At 65.4% G+C, this 16952-nt stretch carries 11 protein-coding genes; 4 read left to right on the plus strand and 7 right to left on the minus strand.

Annotated features, from left to right (window positions below; translation table 11 throughout):
* Position 1: 1 nt before the first annotated feature.
* Positions 2-3412 (minus strand): bifunctional lysylphosphatidylglycerol synthetase/lysine--tRNA ligase LysX, encoded by a 3411-nt coding sequence (lysX, locus tag ACRVY7_RS21270; RefSeq protein ID WP_431818541.1) that lies wholly within the window; start codon positions 3410-3412, stop codon positions 2-4.
* A gap of 67 nt (positions 3413-3479) precedes the next feature.
* On the opposite strand from lysX, the gene ACRVY7_RS21275 reads away from it, so the two are divergent.
* Positions 3480-3704 (plus strand): RNA-binding S4 domain-containing protein, encoded by a 225-nt coding sequence (locus ACRVY7_RS21275; RefSeq protein ID WP_431818542.1) that lies wholly within the window; start codon positions 3480-3482, stop codon positions 3702-3704.
* Positions 3705-3716: 12 nt separating this feature from the next.
* Here the strand turns inward: ACRVY7_RS21275 and ACRVY7_RS21280 are convergent, their stop codons facing one another.
* Both ACRVY7_RS21280 and ACRVY7_RS21285 read right to left on the minus strand, forming a co-directional pair.
* Positions 3717-3872, minus strand: a complete 156-nt coding sequence (locus tag ACRVY7_RS21280; RefSeq protein ID WP_197494607.1) for a hypothetical protein — start codon at positions 3870-3872, stop codon at positions 3717-3719.
* A gap of 131 nt (positions 3873-4003) precedes the next feature.
* Positions 4004-4867, minus strand: a complete 864-nt coding sequence (locus ACRVY7_RS21285; protein ID WP_431818543.1) for a cutinase family protein — start codon at positions 4865-4867, stop codon at positions 4004-4006.
* Between the two features lie 178 nt (positions 4868-5045).
* Between ACRVY7_RS21285 and ACRVY7_RS21290 the strand changes: the two genes are divergently transcribed.
* A complete protein-coding gene (locus tag ACRVY7_RS21290; RefSeq protein WP_331436642.1) occupies positions 5046-5480 on the plus strand; it encodes an SRPBCC family protein in 435 nt (144 codons plus the stop codon).
* 210 nt (positions 5481-5690) lie between these two features.
* On the opposite strand, the gene ACRVY7_RS21295 is transcribed toward ACRVY7_RS21290, so the two are convergent.
* Both ACRVY7_RS21295 and gltB read right to left on the minus strand, forming a co-directional pair.
* The gene (locus tag ACRVY7_RS21295; RefSeq protein WP_270485109.1) at positions 5691-7145 is read right to left on the minus strand and encodes a glutamate synthase subunit beta; all 1455 of its coding nucleotides are present in this window, start codon (positions 7143-7145) and stop codon (positions 5691-5693) included.
* Positions 7138-11721 carry a glutamate synthase large subunit gene (gene gltB, locus ACRVY7_RS21300; protein WP_431818544.1) on the minus strand — a complete coding sequence of 1528 codons (4584 nt, stop codon included), beginning with the start codon at positions 11719-11721 and terminating at the stop codon, positions 7138-7140. Before gltB ends, ACRVY7_RS21295 begins: the two co-directional genes overlap by 8 nt.
* Before the next feature lie 325 nt (positions 11722-12046).
* Between gltB and ACRVY7_RS21305 the strand changes: the two genes are divergently transcribed.
* Positions 12047-12685 carry a response regulator gene (locus tag ACRVY7_RS21305; protein ID WP_431818545.1) on the plus strand — a complete coding sequence of 213 codons (639 nt, stop codon included), beginning with the start codon at positions 12047-12049 and terminating at the stop codon, positions 12683-12685.
* Complete coding sequence (locus ACRVY7_RS21310; RefSeq protein WP_431818546.1) at positions 12682-14004, plus strand: sensor histidine kinase; 1323 nt, start codon at positions 12682-12684, stop codon at positions 14002-14004. The genes ACRVY7_RS21305 and ACRVY7_RS21310 overlap by 4 nt, the downstream gene beginning before the upstream one ends.
* A 19-nt stretch (positions 14005-14023) precedes the next feature.
* Here ACRVY7_RS21310 and ACRVY7_RS21315 read toward each other — a convergent pair whose 3' ends face one another.
* Positions 14024-16153 (minus strand): DUF2254 family protein, encoded by a 2130-nt coding sequence (locus ACRVY7_RS21315; RefSeq protein WP_431818547.1) that lies wholly within the window; start codon positions 16151-16153, stop codon positions 14024-14026.
* 154 nt (positions 16154-16307) lie between these two features.
* Positions 16308-16874, minus strand: a complete 567-nt coding sequence (locus tag ACRVY7_RS21320; RefSeq protein ID WP_431818548.1) for a hypothetical protein — start codon at positions 16872-16874, stop codon at positions 16308-16310.
* Positions 16875-16952: the final 78 nt, after the last annotated feature.

Genomic DNA, 16952 nt, shown 5'->3' on the forward strand with positions numbered 1-16952 from the left:
CTCAGTTCTCCTGTGGTTTGGCCAGCGGGAATGCCAACGATTCGCGAATCGACTGACCCGTGATCAACATGACCACACGGTCGACGCCGACGCCGAGACCACCGGTCGGTGGCATCGCGTATTCGAGCGCCTGCAGGAAGTCCTCGTCGAGCTCCATTGCCTCCGGATCACCGTCGGCAGCCAGAACCGATTGCGCGGTAAGCCTTTTGCGCTGTTCCACCGGATCGGTCAGCTCGGTGTAGGCGGTACCGAGCTCGACGCCCCACGCCACCAGATCCCACCGCTCGGCGACCCCCGGCTCGCTGCGATGCGCCCGCGTGAGCGGCGAGACCGACGTCGGGAAATCGGTGTAGAACGTCGGGAAGGTGGTGCGGTCTTCGCCGAGATGCTCGTAGAGTTCCTGCACGATCGCGCCCGCGTCCCAGTCCGGACGGAACGCGATGTCGAGGCGCTTGCAGACCTCCCGCAGATGCTCCACCGACGTCTCCGGAGTGATCTCCTCGCCGGCGCCGTCGGACACCACCCCGTAGACGGTCTTCACCGGCCACTGTCCGGAGATGTCGATTCGCTGCTCGTTGCCCTCGTCGTCGAAGCGCACGATCACCGGCTCACCGTAGGCGGCGGTGGCCGCGAACTGGATCATCTCGCGCGTGAGATCGAGCATCTTCAGGTAATCACTGTGCGCCTCATAGGCTTCGAGGCTCGTGAACTCCGGATTGTGACTGAAGTCGACGCCCTCGTTGCGGAAGTTCCTGCCGATCTCGAACACCTTCTCCACGCCGCCGACGCACAACCGCTTGAGGTACAGCTCCGGCGCGATGCGCAGGTAGAGGTCGAGGTTGTAGGCGTTGATGTGCGTTGTGAACGGCGTCGCGTTCGCGCCACCGTGGATCTGCTGCAGTATCGGGGTTTCGACTTCGAGATAGCCGCGGGCAGAAAGGAAGTCACGCAGCGCCTTGACCACGACGCTCCGCGTGGCGAGCAACTGCCGCGAGCGCGGATTGATCGCGAGGTCGACGTATCGCTGCCGCACACGGGCTTCCGGGTCTGTCAGGCCCGCCCACTTGTCGGGCAGCGGACGCAGCGACTTTCCTATCATCGCCCAGCGGTCCACGAGCACCGACACCTCACCCTTGCGGCTCGTGCCCATCTCACCGTGCACCTCGACCAGATCACCGAGATCGACGTCGGACGCGAAATCCCTTGAGCCGGAGTCGAGTCGCGATGCCTCGACCAGGATCTGCACCTGCCCCGACCAGTCATGGACGTCGGCGAAGACCACCTTGCCGAAGTCACGGAGCCGCGTGATGCGGCCGGCAATCGACACCGGCGTACCCGCAGGCGCGGCGATGGCCTCCGCGATCGAGTGCGACGGCGGATCGGCCGGCGGATACGGGTCGACGCCGTCGTCGATCATCCTGTCCAGCTTGGCAAGCCGCACCCTGACCTGTTCCGGACGATGCGCCGCGACCGCATTCTGCGCCTCCGCCTCGGCGTCGAGTTCAGCGATCAACGCGTCGACATCGATGCCTGCGGGAATCGACGACTGTCCCGCGGTGTACTGCTGCTTGCGCCCGAACCTGGGAAGCCTGACGAAGCCCTCGGTGACGACGGCCGCCAGACCGGCCCGCGCCAGGATTCGGGTGTCCTCGAAGCACAGGAATCGCGGCTGCCAGTCGGGAAGGTATTTCGCGTTGGACCGGTAGAGCGACTCCATCTGGAAGAACTTGGAGCCGAACATCAGCACGGCATAGCTCCCGCGCATGACGGGGCCCGCGCCGATCTCTTGCCCCTTCTCGAACACTGCGCGGAACGTCGCGAAGTTCAGGGAGATGTCGGTGATCCCGAAGTTCTCCGAGTCGCGGCACAGGTCGCTGACCATCGTCTCGACGACACCGTTGATACCGCTACGGTCGCGGCGCATCAGGTCGAGCGAGACCCCGCGCCGACCCCACGGAACAAATGACAGCATCCCGACGACCTTCTCGTCGGGCTCACCCTCATTCAGGACCGCCTCCACCAGCAGGCAGTCGCCGTCTGCGGGATCGCCGATGCGGGAGAGCGCCATCGCGAAGCCGCGCTCCTCCTCGGTGTCGCGCCAGGCGTCGGCTCGCGCGACCACGTCGACCATCTCGGTCGGCGGAATGTCGCGGTGCCTGCGGATGCGGGTGGTGACGCCTGCACGTCGGGTTCGTGTGACCGCCTGGCGCACGCCCTTCATCGTCGGGCCGCTGATCGTGTACTGCCGTGTGTGCAGGATCGCCTCGTCGCCGATGTTCAGCGACGTGAATCCCGCGGCCTCGAATGCCGCCGCGCCCCGTTCGCTGGAACCCATCGCCGCGGGGTGCCACCCGTAGCGCTCGCACAGCACCAGGAACTCTGCGATCGCGTCGGGCCAGGACTCCGGATCGCCGATCGGATCGCCACCGGCAAGTCCGACACCGAGTTCGACGCGGTAGGTGATCGCGGCGCGGCCGTCGCGCGAGAAGACGACTGCTTTATCGCGTCGCGTCGAGAAGTAGGCCAGCGAGTCGTCGTCGTTGAATCGCGCGATCAGCGCACGGATCAGTCGTTCGTCGGTCGCGGTCATCAGCGACTTGAGCCGCTGCGACCGGAACAGCACCGACGCCGCGACGATCAGCGCGAGTGCGCCGAACAGGCCCAGAGCGCCATTGACGGGCGGATAGGTGTGATGGCCGTCGAAGGTCCGCTGGTCGATCGCGGCGAACGCGACGACCCGGTTGAACGCGTAGGGCAGACGCTCGGAGCGTTCGAGGCTGCCCGGGAACAGCCACACCAACGCGAACCCGATGCCGGTTGCCACCGCAAGTCCGACCACGAGCACCACGAGCGCGCGCAGCAGGGCGCCGCGTCGAACCCGCGTGTAGAACTGCCGATACGTGACAAGCAGGAAGACCAGCGCCGCGAGATCGATACCGAGACCGATCACGATGTTCATCCGCTCGGTGTCGTCGACGTCGAAGTCGTCGGCGACCGGCTGCCACAGGAGCAGCGCGTTTCCTGCCATGAACAGCAGCAGGTAGATGACGCAGATCCACCACGCGATGCGTTTGCGGGCGGTCAGTGCGATGGCGACGAGCGCCAACACGAACGACCACGCGAAGCTCGTGTCGGGCATCGAGATGATGAAGTCGTCCACGTAGTCGCGCGGTACGTGAATCCAGTGCCGGAAGAACGGGAAGATGCTCGACAGCAACGCGATGGTCGCCATGATCCCGACGACGAGCCCTGCGATCTGTGGCGCGTGGCTTCCGAATCCGCGAGGGTGGCGGATGCGCTCGAGTAGATCGGCCGACCGGCGATCCGCCTCTGCGCGTTCCGACCGCTGCACCGCGACGTCGGGATCTGTGGGGGCACCCGGGTGTACGTGAGATGGGGACTCGACCGCCATGGATCAAAGGTAGTTCACCGGCGGTTCAACGGTGCGTACTGTTCGCCGGTCAGGCAGTATCTCAGACATGGACGACGACGCGTTCGATGTGCCAGTCCGGGGAGACGGAATCCGGCTCGGTCAGTTCCTGAAACTGGCCAATCTCATCGAGTCCGGGGCCGAGGCCAAGGAGGTCATCTCCGACGGTCTCGTCACCGTCAACGGAGATGTGGAAACACGACGAGGTAGGCAGTTGGCCGTCGGCGACGTGATCTCTCTGGGTGATGCATCGGCGCGGGTCACCGCAGAGTGACCAGCGTCCTGCTCACGCAGTCAGTCGCTTGAGTTCCGCCGCGGTGACGAGGCGCTCGGCCTCCGCGGGGAATCGCTGAGGTTCCCGACTGCGGCCGAGTCGGCCGCCGGAGATGGCACTCAGCATCGAGTGTCGACGGGGTGTTTGGAACGTTGCTGCCAGCTTCATGACGATACGTTTCCTGCGTCAGAATGGATACGATCTTTACTATCTTGTATTGCCGACTTCGTCGGCGCAACTCACCCTTACGTATCGATCGTCACACAGGATTCGTTACCAGCCAGAGACCGACGCGCGGTTCAGCCCAATCCGGCGAGGAACTGATGCGCCCAAGCCACGGCAGTCACGCCCGGCTTGACCTGGAAACTCCCGTAGTCGCCGTGTGAACCGGACTGCAGGAATCGGTTGAACTCGATGATCTGCTGCCGTGCGCGAGCGTTGCTGAGCTCGTTGACGACGTTCCCCGGTCCGCCCTTGGTGAGCAACTCGTTGACGATCGCGCCCGCCTCTGCCTGGTACTGACCGACCTGGCTCGGCGTCGGATCACTGGTCTCTGCGAGGTAGCCGATCACGCGCGTCACGTAGTAATCACGTGGCACGTTGCAGTAGAGGTCTTTGGGCGCGCAGATGGTGAAGGCGCGCGGCAGTACGTAGCCCATGCCGTGGAGGCGCGGCCCTCCGCTCCCCTGTCCGGTGAGGGGCGGACCGACCAGATTGTCCTTCGACGAGCGGCGGGGGTCTGCGATCAGGACAACGCCTGCGACCTGCTGCGGACGGATCTTCTCGCGGCCGGTACCGATCTCCGACGCGACATCGCCCGCGGCGTCGGCTCCCTGGCTGTACCCGGTGAGCGCGATCTTGGTGCCGGGACACCGCTTGAGCATGTCCAGGGCGAGCCCCTTGGTATTGGCTACGGCCTGCGCCTTCGACTTTCCGTAGATGGCGCTTTCCCACGGAAACGCTGTGGCGTCGTAGCCGACATAGGAGACCTTGGTGTCGGGCCCGAGATTGGACGTGACCGCACCGAGCAGACCCGGGCCGTCAGACCACGTGCCGGGGATCGCCAGCACATACACCTTGGGGCACGGTCCCGGCGCCGCCGACGCCGAACCCGCCGTTGCGACAACGACGCCACACGCCGCCAACACCACCGCCACTGCCATCCCGAGAAGCCTGCGCACCGACCTGTACCTCCGCAACCACGTGTCCACGGCGAATCAGCCGCGGCCCGACCAAGAGAGTGTAGGCAGGGATCCACCCATCCGGCAGCGTCGTCTCACCGAACTCTCATAGAACCTTTGTCTACGGAACAGAGCTACCCACCACATGAAGGAGGCCACGGTGGTCGACGTCTCGCGCACTTTCACTGTCCGACAGCCGCGGGAGGTGATTGTCGCCTATCTGCGCGACTTCTCCCACGCGGAGCAGTGGGACCCGGGGACCGTCGAATGCACGCAGGAAGACGACGCCCCGATCGCACTCGGCACCCGCTGGCACAACAAGTCGAAGCTGTACGGGATCTCGACGGAGCTGACCTACGAGCTGACCCGCGACGACCCGGACCACGTCGTGTTCTCCGGCTCGAACAAGACCGCGACGACGTCTGACGACCTCTCGTTCACCGATCTCGGCGATGGAACGACGAGCGTCACCTACCGTGCACTCGTCGACTTCCACCGCTTCAAGCTGATCGGCGAACCGCTCTTCGGCTTTATCTTCGGCCGCCTCGCCGACTCGGTGCCCACCCAGATGACGAGCGTGCTCGAGAAGCTCTGACGCCCCGCCCGCCGGTCGAGCGCCGCACCCGCTGGTCGAGCGCCCTCCGTCGCTGGTCGAGCTGTCCCCGCTGGTCGAGCTTGTCGAGACCACCCCGCCGGCCGAGCTGCCCCCGCCGGCCGAGCTGTCCCCGCCGGCCGAGCTGCCCCCGCTGGTCGAACTGTCCCCGCTGGTCGAGCCTGTCGAGACCACCCCAGCGGGGGCAGCAGGTCAGCGCTGCGCGACCTGTGTCGGCACGATCGGTGCGGGAAGATCCGACGCCCCCGCGAGGTATCGGTCCGCTGCGGCGGCCGCCGAGCGACCCTCCGCGATGGCCCACACGATCAGCGACTGTCCGCGCCCGGCATCGCCCGCGACGTACACGCCCTCCTGCCCGATGGCAGCGAAGTCGTTGTCGCGCTTGATGTTGCCGCGCTGGTCGTATTCGACGCCCAGCTTGTCGAGCAGGTCGGCACGCTCGGGGCCGACGAAGCCCATGGCCAGCAGCACCAGATCGCATTCGAGCTCGAAGTCTGAGCCCTCGACCTTCTCGAATCGACCGTCACGCATCGCAACCTCGTGGGCCTTCAGCGCGGTGACCTTGCCGTTCTCGCCGGTGAACTGCTCGGTGTTGACCGAGAACACGCGCTCGCCGCCCTCTTCGTGGGCAGACGACACGCGGTACATCAGCGGGTACGTCGGCCACGGGGTCTGCTCGGCGCGCTCGGTCGGCGGCTTGGGCATGATCTCGAACTGGTGCACAACCTCGGCACCCTGACGCAGCGACGTGCCGAGGCAGTCGGCGCCGGTGTCGCCACCGCCGATGATGACGACCTTCTTGCCCTTGGCGCTGATCTGCCCGTCGACGGTGTCGCCGAGCTGAATCCGGTTGGCCTGCGGCAAGAACTCCATTGCCTGGTGGATACCGTCGAGCTCACGTCCGGGGATCGGCAGATCGCGACCGATCGTCGAACCCATCGCGAGCACGACGGCGTCGAAGTCCTCGCGAAGCTGTGCGACGGTGATGTCGACGCCCACGTTGACGCCGGCACGGAAGACGGTGCCCTCGGCCCGCATCTGCTCGAGACGACGGTCGATGTGGCGCTTCTCCATCTTGAACTCGGGGATGCCGTAGCGCAGCAGTCCGCCAATGCGGTCGGCGCGCTCGTACACGTAGACCGTGTGGCCCGCGCGCGTGAGCTGTTGCGCCGCAGCGAGTCCCGCGGGACCCGAACCGACGACCGCAACCGATTTGCCGGTGCGCTCAGTCGGCAGCACCGGCTGCACCCAGCCGCTGTCGAAGGCGTTGTCGATCAACTCCACCTCGACCTGCTTGATGGTCACCGCGGGCTGGTTGATACCGAGCACGCACGACGCCTCGCACGGTGCCGGGCACAGACGACCCGTGAACTCCGGGAAGTTGTTGGTCGCATGCAGGCGCTCGATGCCCTCTTTCCACTGATCCCGGTAGACGAGGTCGTTCCACTCCGGGATCAGGTTGCCCAGCGGACAACCGTTGTGACAGAACGGGATACCGCAGTCCATGCATCGGCTCGCCTGGGTCTGCAGCTCCGACTTGTCGAAGTCGTTGTAGACCTCTTTCCAGTCCATCAACCGCAGGTCGACCGGACGCCGCTCGGGCAGTTCACGCTCGGTGTGCTTGAGGAATCCTCTGGGGTCAGCCACGTGCGGCCTCCATGATCGCTTCGTTCACGTCTCGTCCGGACTTCTCTGCGGCGTCGATCGCGGCAAGCACGCGCTTGAAATCGCGCGGCATGACCTTGGCGAACGCCTGCTGGGTGTTCTCCCAATCGGCGAGAATCGCTGCGGCGACGGGCGACGCCGTCTCGCCACGATGCTCACCGATGATGCCGGACAAGAACTCGATGTCTTCGTCGTCGAGTGGTTCGAGGTCGACGAGTTCGGGGTTCAGGTTGGTGCCCAGCTTGTTCTCTGGGTCGTACACGTAGGCGATGCCGCCCGACATACCGGCCGCGAAGTTGCGCCCGGTGTCGCCGAGCACCACCACTCGTCCGCCGGTCATGTACTCGCAGCCGTGATCGCCGACGCCCTCGACCACCGCGGTGGCACCCGAGTTACGCACGCAGAAGCGCTCTCCGACGACGCCCCGCAGGAAGATCTTTCCCTTGGTGGCGCCGAAGCCGATCACGTTTCCGGCGATGATGTTGTCTTCTGCGACAAAGCCTTCCGGCGTACCCGCCGGCGGGCGCACCACGATGCGTCCACCCGAGAGACCCTTGCCGACGAAGTCGTTGGCGTCGCCCTCGAGTCGAAGCGTGATGCCCTTCGGCACGAAGGCACCGAAGCTGTTGCCTGCAGAACCCTCGAAGTCGATGATGATCGTGCCCTCGGGAAGACCCTGTGCGCCATGCGTCTTGGTGACCTCATGGCCGAGCATCGTTCCGACGGTGCGGTTCACGTTGGTGATCTTCGACGTGAACGACACCCTGGTGCCGTGATCGATCGCCTCACGACTCTGCGCGATGAGTTGCTGGTCGAGCGCCTTCTCCAACCCGTGGTCCTGCACGCCGGAGCAGTACAGGTCCTGGTTCATGAACGGCGACTCGGGCGTCGACAAGATCGGCGACAGGTCGAGCTTGCCCGCCTTCGACGACTTCCAGTGTGCGAGCGCCTTTGTCGTGTCGAGCGCCTCGACGTGGCCGACGGCCTCCTGCAGGGTGCGGAACCCGAGGCGAGCGAGCAGTTCGCGTACCTCTTCGGCGATGAACATGAAGAAGTTCTCGACGAACTCCGGCTTGCCGGTGAAACGCTCACGCAGCAGCGGATTCTGGGTGGCGACGCCGACGGGGCAGGTGTCGAGATGGCAGACGCGCATCATGACGCAACCCGAGACGACGAGAGGCGCTGTCGCGAAGCCGAATTCCTCGGCTCCGAGCAGTGCACCGATGACCACGTCGCGTCCGGTCTTGAGCTGACCGTCGACCTGCACCGAGATGCGGTCGCGAAGTCCGTTGAGCAGCAGGGTCTGCTGCGTCTCGGCGAGACCGATCTCCCAGGGGGCACCCGCATGCTTCAACGATGTCAGCGGCGACGCACCGGTACCGCCGTCGTGGCCGGAGATCAGCACGACGTCGGCGTGTGCCTTCGACACACCCGCGGCGACCGTTCCGACGCCGAGCTCACTGACGAGCTTGACGTGTACGCGCGCCTGCGGATTGGCGTTCTTCAGATCGTGGATCAGCTGGGCGAGATCCTCGATCGAGTAGATGTCGTGGTGCGGTGGCGGCGAGATGAGGCCGACGCCCGGCGTCGAACCACGAACCTCGGCGACCCACGGATACACCTTGTGCGGCGGAAGCTGGCCGCCCTCACCGGGTTTCGCGCCCTGCGCCATCTTGATCTGGATATCGGTGCAGTTACTCAGGTAGTGCGAGGTGACACCGAAGCGTCCCGACGCGACCTGCTTGATCGCACTGCGACGCCAGTCGCCGTTCTCGTCGTGATGGAAACGACGCGGATCCTCGCCGCCCTCACCGGAATTCGACCGTCCGCCGAGTCGGTTCATGGCGATGGCCAAGGTCTCGTGCGCCTCGGCCGAGATCGAACCGAAGCTCATCGCGCCGGTCGAGAAACGCTTGACGATCTCACTCGCGGGTTCGACCTTGTCGATCGGGATCGGGTCACGATCGCCGAAGTTGAAGTCGAACAGTCCACGCAGAGTTGCCATTCGGGCCGACTGATCGTCGACCATCTTGGTGTACTCCTTGAACACCTTGTACTGACCGGTGCGCGTGGCGTGCTGAAGCTTGAACACGGTGTCCGGGTTGAACAGGTGGTATTCACCCTCGCGCCGCCACTGGTACTCGCCGCCGACCGGGAGCTCGCGGTGTGCGCGCTCGGACGGACGGTCGTTGAATGCCAAGGCATGTCGCGTTGCGACGTCGGCGGCGATCTCGTCGAGTCCGACGCCTCCGAGCTGGCTGTTCATTCCGCTGAAGAACTCGTCGACGGTGTCCTGGTCGAGACCGATCACCTGGAAGAGCTGGGCGCCGGTGTACGAGGCGACCGTGGAGATGCCCATCTTGCTCATCACCTTGAGCACGCCCTTGCCCGCGGCCTTGATGTAGTTGTTGCGGGCGGTCTCGAATTCGATGTCGCCGAGCACTCCGCGCTCGACCATGTCCTCGATCGATTCGAAGGCCATGTACGGATTGACCGCTGCCGCACCGAATCCCACCAACGTGGCGACGTGGTGGACCTCGCGGCAATCACCCGATTCGACGATCAGGCCGACACGGGTGCGCTTGCGCTCGCGGACCAGGTGGTGGTGAACCGCGGCCGTCAGCAGCAACGACGGAATCGGTGCGAGCGTCTCGTCGGATTCCCTGTCGCTGAGCACGACGAGGCTCACGCCGTCGTCGATGGCAGCACTGACCTTGGCGCGGATCTCGTCGAGCGCCTTGCGCAGCCCGGCACCACCCTCGGACACCGGGTAGAGCCCGTGGATCTGGATGCTGCGGAAGTCGGGAAGCGCGTCGTCCTCGTTGATCCGGACCAACTTGGCGAGGGTGTCGTTGTCGATCACCGGTGAGGGAAGCGAGATCTGGCGGCACGACTCGGGACCCGGGTGCAGCAGATCGGCTTCGGACCCGATGGTTCCGCCGATGCTGGTGACGATCTCTTCGCGGATCGCGTCGAGCGGCGGGTTGGTCACCTGCGCGAAGAGCTGCTGGAAGTAGTCGAACAGCATCCGCGGACGGGCCGACAACACCGCGATCGGGGTATCGGTACCCATCGAGCCGATTGCCTCGGCTCCGGTCTTCGCCATCGGCGCGACCAGCAGGTTGAGCTCCTCGGTGGTGTAACCGAACACCAACTGCCGCAACGTGACCCGGTGGTGGGACATGTGCTCGTGCGGCAATGCTTTGACGTGGTCGATGTGGACGAGGCCCTTTTCGAGCCACTCCGCGTACGGATGCTCGGCGGCGAGCTCGTCCTTGATCTCCTCGTCGTCGACGATGCGACCCGCCTCGGTGTCGACGAGGAACATGCGGCCCGGCTGCAGGCGCAGCTTCTGCACAACGTCGGCCTGGTCGATATCGAGCACGCCGACCTCGGAGGCCATCACGACGAGGCCGTCCTTGGTGACCCAGATTCGGCTGGGGCGCAGGCCATTTCGGTCGAGCACGGCGCCGACGACGGTGCCGTCGGTGAAGCAGACCGATGCCGGTCCGTCCCACGGCTCCATGAGTGACGCGTGGTACTCGTAGAACGCGCGGTGCTCCGGCTTCATCGCCTCTTGGCGTTCCCACGCCTCGGGGATCATCATCAGGACCGCGTGCGGCAGGCTGCGCCCACCGAGGTGCAGCATCTCCAGCACCTCGTCGAAGCGTGCCGTGTCCGACGCTCCGGGAGTACACACCGGGAAGATCTTCTGCGCTGCGCCGTCGCCGAACAGCGAGGTGTCGATCAGCGCCTCACGGGCACGCATCCAGTTCTCGTTGCCGGTGACGGTGTTGATCTCACCGTTGTGGGCGACCCGGCGGAACGGATGCGCGAGCGGCCACGACGGGAAGGTGTTGGTCGAGAAGCGCGAGTGCACGAGGCCGAGCGCGCTCTCCACCCGCGAGTCCTGCAGGTCGAGGTAGAACTCCCGCAGCTGCGGGGTGGTGAGCATGCCCTTGTAGACGAAGGTCGTGCCCGACAGGCTCGGGAAGTACACGGTCTCGCGGCCCGGGCCGTCGGCACCGGCACCCTTGTTTCCGAGTTCGTGCTGAACGCGCTTGCGCACGACGAATGCCTTGCGCTCGAGCTCCATGCCCGAGGCACCGGCGAGGAACACCTGACGGAAGGTCGGCATCGCGTCGCGCGCGAGCGCACCGAGGCCGTTCTCGTTGGTGGGTACCTCGCGCCAGCCGAGCACGGTCAGACCTTCGGACTCGATGATCTTCTCGACGCCCTCGGCGGCGGTCGCGGCGTCGTTCGAGCCCTGCGGCAGGAAGGCGATACCGGTCGCGTAGCTGCCCTCGGCGGGCAGTTCGAAGTCGACAACTTCACGCAGGAAGCGGTCGGGCACCTGGATCATGATTCCGGCACCGTCGCCGGTGTTCGGCTCTGCGCCCGCAGCACCACGGTGCTCGAGGTTGATCAGCGCGGTGATCGCCTTGTCCACGATGTCGCGGCTGCGACGACCATGCATATCGACTACAAACGCAACACCGCACGCGTCGTGTTCGTTGGCCGGGTCATAGAGCCCAATGGGGCCTGGAGCGTGCTTCATGTATTCGCCTCACTAGGTGCGCGACGTTGCGCAGAGCTGTCACCCGTTTCGTCGTTGACAGCAGTCCTTCCGAGCCAACAGAATCCACCCTCATCGTGGGCTGACCTGGGCTGATCCTGTGATCGCTCGGTGGCTGCCTCGTGCCAGCGCCGTTGCTGGCGGGGGTGCGCCGACCCTGAGATCGCGCTGACACCCCACTGCTTCATGAGCATTGTCGAATATTTTCTCACGGGGAGTACCCAGTATTGAAATCCGGCTACCACATCGCCGCTGATTGCGCAGGTTACGTGCAACAAACGGGACGTCGAACGCCTATCCTGAGTCGGTGGAATCGCTGGTGACTGCTGTGGTGATCGACGACCATCCGTTCTTCCGGGATGGCATCTCTCGCGGACTCACCCAGAGTGGCCGCGTTCGCGTGGTGGGCGAGGCAGGCGACGGCACCTCGGGCCTCGAACTCATTCGTGCTGAGCTGCCGGATGTGGCCGTCGTCGACTATCAGATGCCGGGACTGACCGGAGTCGACGTCGCGCACGCGGTGACCAGGGACGGACTGCGGACGCGGGTCCTTATTCTCTCCGCTGTCACCGACGCGCCCATCGTCTTCGCCGCGCTGGAGAAGGGTGCGGCGGGGTACCTGAGCAAGGAATCGAGCCGGGACGAGATCGTCGGAGCCGTCACGCGGGTTGCCAAGGGCGAGACGGTGGTCCCCGCGGAGTTGGCCGCAGGGCTCGTCGGTGAGATCAGGTCGCATGCGCGCAACGACGGCCCAGCGCTCAGTGAGCGTGAACGCCAGGTGCTCGAGGGCTTCGCCCGCGGCCTGTCGATCCCGCAGGTCGCGGGCGAGCTCTTCATCGGGGCGTCGACGGTCAAAACACATGCACAACACCTGTACGAGAAGCTCGGCGTGTCCGATCGCGCTGCCGCCGTCGCCGAGGCGATGCGTCGCGGACTCCTCGAATGACTCGAACCTCATGGCCGCGGCGGCTGGGCTATGGGCGTCTGGGCTATGGGCGCTCGAGCAACCCGGATGGCCAGGCGCCGCAGCTCGGCCTGACGGAGCTGATCGACGAGCCGCGCATCTCCGAGATCCTGATCGATCACGCACTTCTCGGCGTCCGAGTGCAGGTCGTGCTGCGCATGCTGCTCGCGATCTTCGTGCTGGCGACAGTGCTCCTCGATCCGCCTGCCGACGGCGCCGCGTTCTGCATAGTGGTCGCGGTGCTCTACGCCGTCTGGTGTCTCGCGGGTGTGCTGGCCGCCTCCCGAATACGGGTGGGCATGATCCGATTCGCTTGGCTCGCTTTGTTTGTCGACCTCGCGGTGCTCGTCGTGCTGATCGTCGTGGCGAGTCGTTCCGATCAGGTCAGTTGGACCTCGGATGTACTCGTCAACGGATTCGTCGCCATTCCGATGATCGCCGCGACGCAACTGCGGCCCAGAGTTTGTGCGCTCGTGGTGATCCCGACCGTCGTCGTCTACTTCCTCGCGAGCGCTCTGGCCCGTGTCCCCAACGGCGAACCGTGGTCGCTGATCGCGATGCGCACGCTTGTCGTCGCGATCCTCGCACTGGGCAGCGTGATGCTCTCGACCGTTCAGCGCTCACGGGTGTCGACGATCGGATCTCTTGCGGCACAACGTGCTCGGCTTCTCGACGAGACCGTCCGCATCGAGGAACGCGAGCGTCGCGACCTCGCCGAGCACCTCCACGACGGCGCGCTGCAGTATGTGCTCGGCGCGCGGCAGGAACTCGATGCTGCGCGCGACGGCGCAGATCCCGAGGCTCTCGGACGGGTCGACACAGCACTTCGGGAGGCATCGCGGCTACTGCGCTCGACGCTGGGTGAACTCCATCCGGCCGTACTCGAACAGGGAGGACTCGCCGCTGCGGTCACCGACCTCGCGGCCTCGGTCGAACAGCGCTCCCCGCTGACGATCTCGGTGGACACCGTCGGCTGGCCGAGCGATCTGCGCACGACGTCCGATCCCATGCTGTTCGCAACCGCGCGCGAGCTGCTGACCAACGTGGTCAAGCATGCCGACGCCCACGCCGTCGAACTATCGGTCGAATTCGACGACGGCACAGCCCGTGTGGTTGTTGTCGACGACGGACGCGGCGTCGACGAGTCGGCCCTCGATCGTCGCGTCGCCGAGGGACACATCGGACTTGTCTCGCGTCGGGTGCGCCTCGAGCAACAGGGCGGCTCGTTGACCGTCACCCGACGTCCCGGCGGCGGGACGGCCGCGATCGCCGAGGTTCCGGTGGTCGACGCAACGCCGTGACCACCACCAAGGCGCGTGCTCAGTCGAACGTCGACCCGCGCTCGGAGCCGTAACCCTGCCGGTCCGGACGCTCCGCGAGCCGAAGGTCGAGGGCTATCGGCCAATCGAGCTGGACCTGTTCGTCCAGTGCCGCAAGACGTTCGACGATCGGCGCCTGTTGGTCCGCGCCGCACTGCGCCGCGACGGTCTCGTAGAGCGCACGCAGTCGTCGATGCACCTGCGCCTGGCCGTGACTGTGCCTGCGGATCTCATCGGTGCCGATCGCGACATAGTCCGCCCACGTCCGTCGATAGCCGCGCACCGCAGGCGAGCGTCGAACCGCGTCCGCGTGGACTCGAGGCGCAAGCATCAGCAGCATGTCCTCGATGTGGTCGAGCGCCAACACCACGGTGCTCGGATCATTGCCCGCGGTCGAGATCGCCTTGAGTGCAATGTCTGAAATAGCTTGCAGCGCAGCGACAGGACTCACCGACGGCTGGTGCATATCGCCGAAGAGCAAGCACCGCAACACTTTGTGCTCGGGCACCGGTCCGCCTCGAGGGTTGCCGACCACCGCGATCGCGCCTACGTTGTGCGGCACGTTGTCGCCGACCATCACCAGCAGCTCGAAACGCACACCCCATGCCGCCGCGTACCGTTCCAACATCGGTACATTCACCGCGAGCAACACTCGACCCCGAGAACCTATCTCGCGCAACATGATCACGTGACGTGACTCTTCGTCGAGTGTGGTAGTGGGCGCCATGTTCGGCACCTGGGTCTCGAGCGACTCCTCCGGGTACAGTCGGCGGATCGACGCACGACCGTCTGCAGCGATCCATCGCATCAACTGCGCAACGTTCAGAACCGCTCCGACCTTGCTGACCAGCGCGACGAACAAGATCGCCGACACCACCGTCAGGAAGGCCGCGATCGCCGTCGAAGCTCCAGGAGTCCCGTCGTCGGGACCGGTCAAAGCGAGATCCATCGCCACCATCACGCTGAACACGAATGTGGCGAGGAAGAACCCGACAGACCACCGCATCACGGGCTCGCGCTGCAGCATGGGGATGACGCGGACCGAGATCTGTGACGCCCCGAACTGCATCGCGAGCGTCACCGCGGTGAAAACGAGGCCCGTCAAAGTGGCTGTGGCCCCGGCGATCACGCCGAGAACGGTCGCCAAGGTCCCGGAGTCGACGTCGAGACCGAGGTTCTCGTCGATCGTGATGCACAGCAGCGCCGCGACGATCGCGAGCAACACGAGGATCACTGGCAGTCGCCAGGTGGGGACCACACGAAGCCGATGTCGCACCCGACGCCAACGCACGGCTGTCGCGGCTCTGCTCGGAAGTGCGACGCCACCCGGAACCGCCGCAACAACCTCGGGCACCGGGTCGGGCGGCAGGTCTGGGACACCGAATCGGCCCGCGAGCGCTTCCTGCACCACGATCTTCCACCGAATGAGCGGTTCCCGAAGCCGCTGTTCGCGTCGGACCGCTTTGTCGTACTTGCCTTCTCGGCTGCGGTAGAACCAACGTGCCCACGGTGACGCCGGGCGCGCGATGCGAATAGCACCGACAACAAGGAGAACCGGAAAGAACATACCGACCAGTCCGGTCCACAGCTTTCCCTTGGCGAGAGTGATCGCCGCCAACACGACATTCACCACGATGCCGAGCACGACAACGATCCGCGCCGTCACGTTCGGATCATCGCGGAACTCGTCGGCCGCAGACGTCAGGTCGAGTGGCCGAAAGCCCATCAGGAACAACGCGCCGATCGCGATGGCGACGAACACCGCGTCGACCGACGCCCGACCCTCCTTCTCCCAGTACACGTCTCGCAGATGCAGGATGAGCGCGAATTCATCGAGCACAAGGGCACAGCCGATTCCGAACAGGGCCGCGAGCACGCAGTCTGCGATAGGAGTGTCGAAGCGAGAGACCGCGACCAGCCCGAATCCCGACAACACCATGACGATCACGCCGAAGAATTCGTGGTGAAGGTGGAGTCCGCCCGGCGCGACATTGCCTGGCCACCAGCGCACTTCCGCACGAATCAGGCGAACGCTGATCCGGATGAAGATGAACGTCGCTATGAATGCGATCAAGAACAAGAACAGGGGAAGACGACCGGTCTCCACGATCGATCTGTGGAACCAGGTCATCTCAGTGCCCTCGGCCGGGCGCACACCGTGTCGATGGAGTGAGCCTACCGGCGAGCAGTCGGGAAGACGGCCGGATCAGGAACGACGACGAGGCCCGCGACCGGTGTGGTCGCGGGCCTCGTCGTCGTATCGGAGTGGGTCATATCGGGGTGGGTCACGCAGCCGCCTGGCTCGCTGGTGTGATGATGCCGCTTCCGGTCGGGGTCGACGGCTGAGCAGGCGAGATGCTGCCCGTGGGCGTCGACGGCTGAGCAGGGGTCACGTTGTTGCCCGGCGTCGACGGTTGGGCGGGCGACACATTGTTACCCGGCTGCGACGGCACAGCAGGCGAGACATTGTTGGTCGGAGTCGACGGCACAGCAGGTGAGACGTTGTTGCCCGGCTGCGACGGCACGGCAGGTGACACGTTGTTACCCGGCTGCGACGGGACAGCGGGCGAAACGTCGTTACCCGGCTGCGATGGCACAGCGGGAGACACCGTGCCGGCGCCGTCCGACTGCGAGCCACCGCCACTCGTCGACGAGTTGCTGTAGGGCGACGTCGCGGCATGCGAGGTGCCGCTGTGGCCCATTGCCGTCACGCCGAGGCCGATTCCGATGGCCGCGATGATCAGTGCGAGTCCGGCGATGACGCCGACGATCACGTTCTTGCGCTTGGGAGCAGAGGCAGTAGCTGCACTGCCGGTGGCGCCGATGCTGGGGTCCTGTGTTGTGGTGAACATGGCTACTTCTCGATTTCCCGGTCTCGCGGCCGATCTGGTGTTTTTCTTTCGACACCAATGAGTTTCGGCCTGATTCCC

The organism is Gordonia jacobaea (assembly GCF_965344965.1).
Lineage (GTDB): Bacteria > Actinomycetota > Actinomycetes > Mycobacteriales > Mycobacteriaceae > Gordonia > Gordonia jacobaea.

Excerpts from the sequence above, each read along its gene's own strand:
- lysX (WP_431818541.1), bottom strand. The coding sequence starts at position 3,412 with ATGGCGGTCGAGTCCCCATCTCACGTACACCCGGGTGCCCCCACAGAT.
- ACRVY7_RS21275 (WP_431818542.1), top strand. The coding sequence starts at position 3,480 with ATGGACGACGACGCGTTCGATGTGCCAGTCCGGGGAGACGGAATCCGG.
- ACRVY7_RS21280 (WP_197494607.1), bottom strand. The coding sequence starts at position 3,872 with ATGAAGCTGGCAGCAACGTTCCAAACACCCCGTCGACACTCGATGCTG.
- ACRVY7_RS21285 (WP_431818543.1), bottom strand. The coding sequence starts at position 4,867 with ATGGCAGTGGCGGTGGTGTTGGCGGCGTGTGGCGTCGTTGTCGCAACG.
- gltB (WP_431818544.1), bottom strand. The coding sequence starts at position 11,721 with ATGAAGCACGCTCCAGGCCCCATTGGGCTCTATGACCCGGCCAACGAA.
- ACRVY7_RS21310 (WP_431818546.1), top strand. The coding sequence starts at position 12,682 with ATGACTCGAACCTCATGGCCGCGGCGGCTGGGCTATGGGCGTCTGGGC.
- ACRVY7_RS21315 (WP_431818547.1), bottom strand. The coding sequence starts at position 16,153 with ATGACCTGGTTCCACAGATCGATCGTGGAGACCGGTCGTCTTCCCCTG.
- ACRVY7_RS21320 (WP_431818548.1), bottom strand. The coding sequence starts at position 16,874 with ATGTTCACCACAACACAGGACCCCAGCATCGGCGCCACCGGCAGTGCA.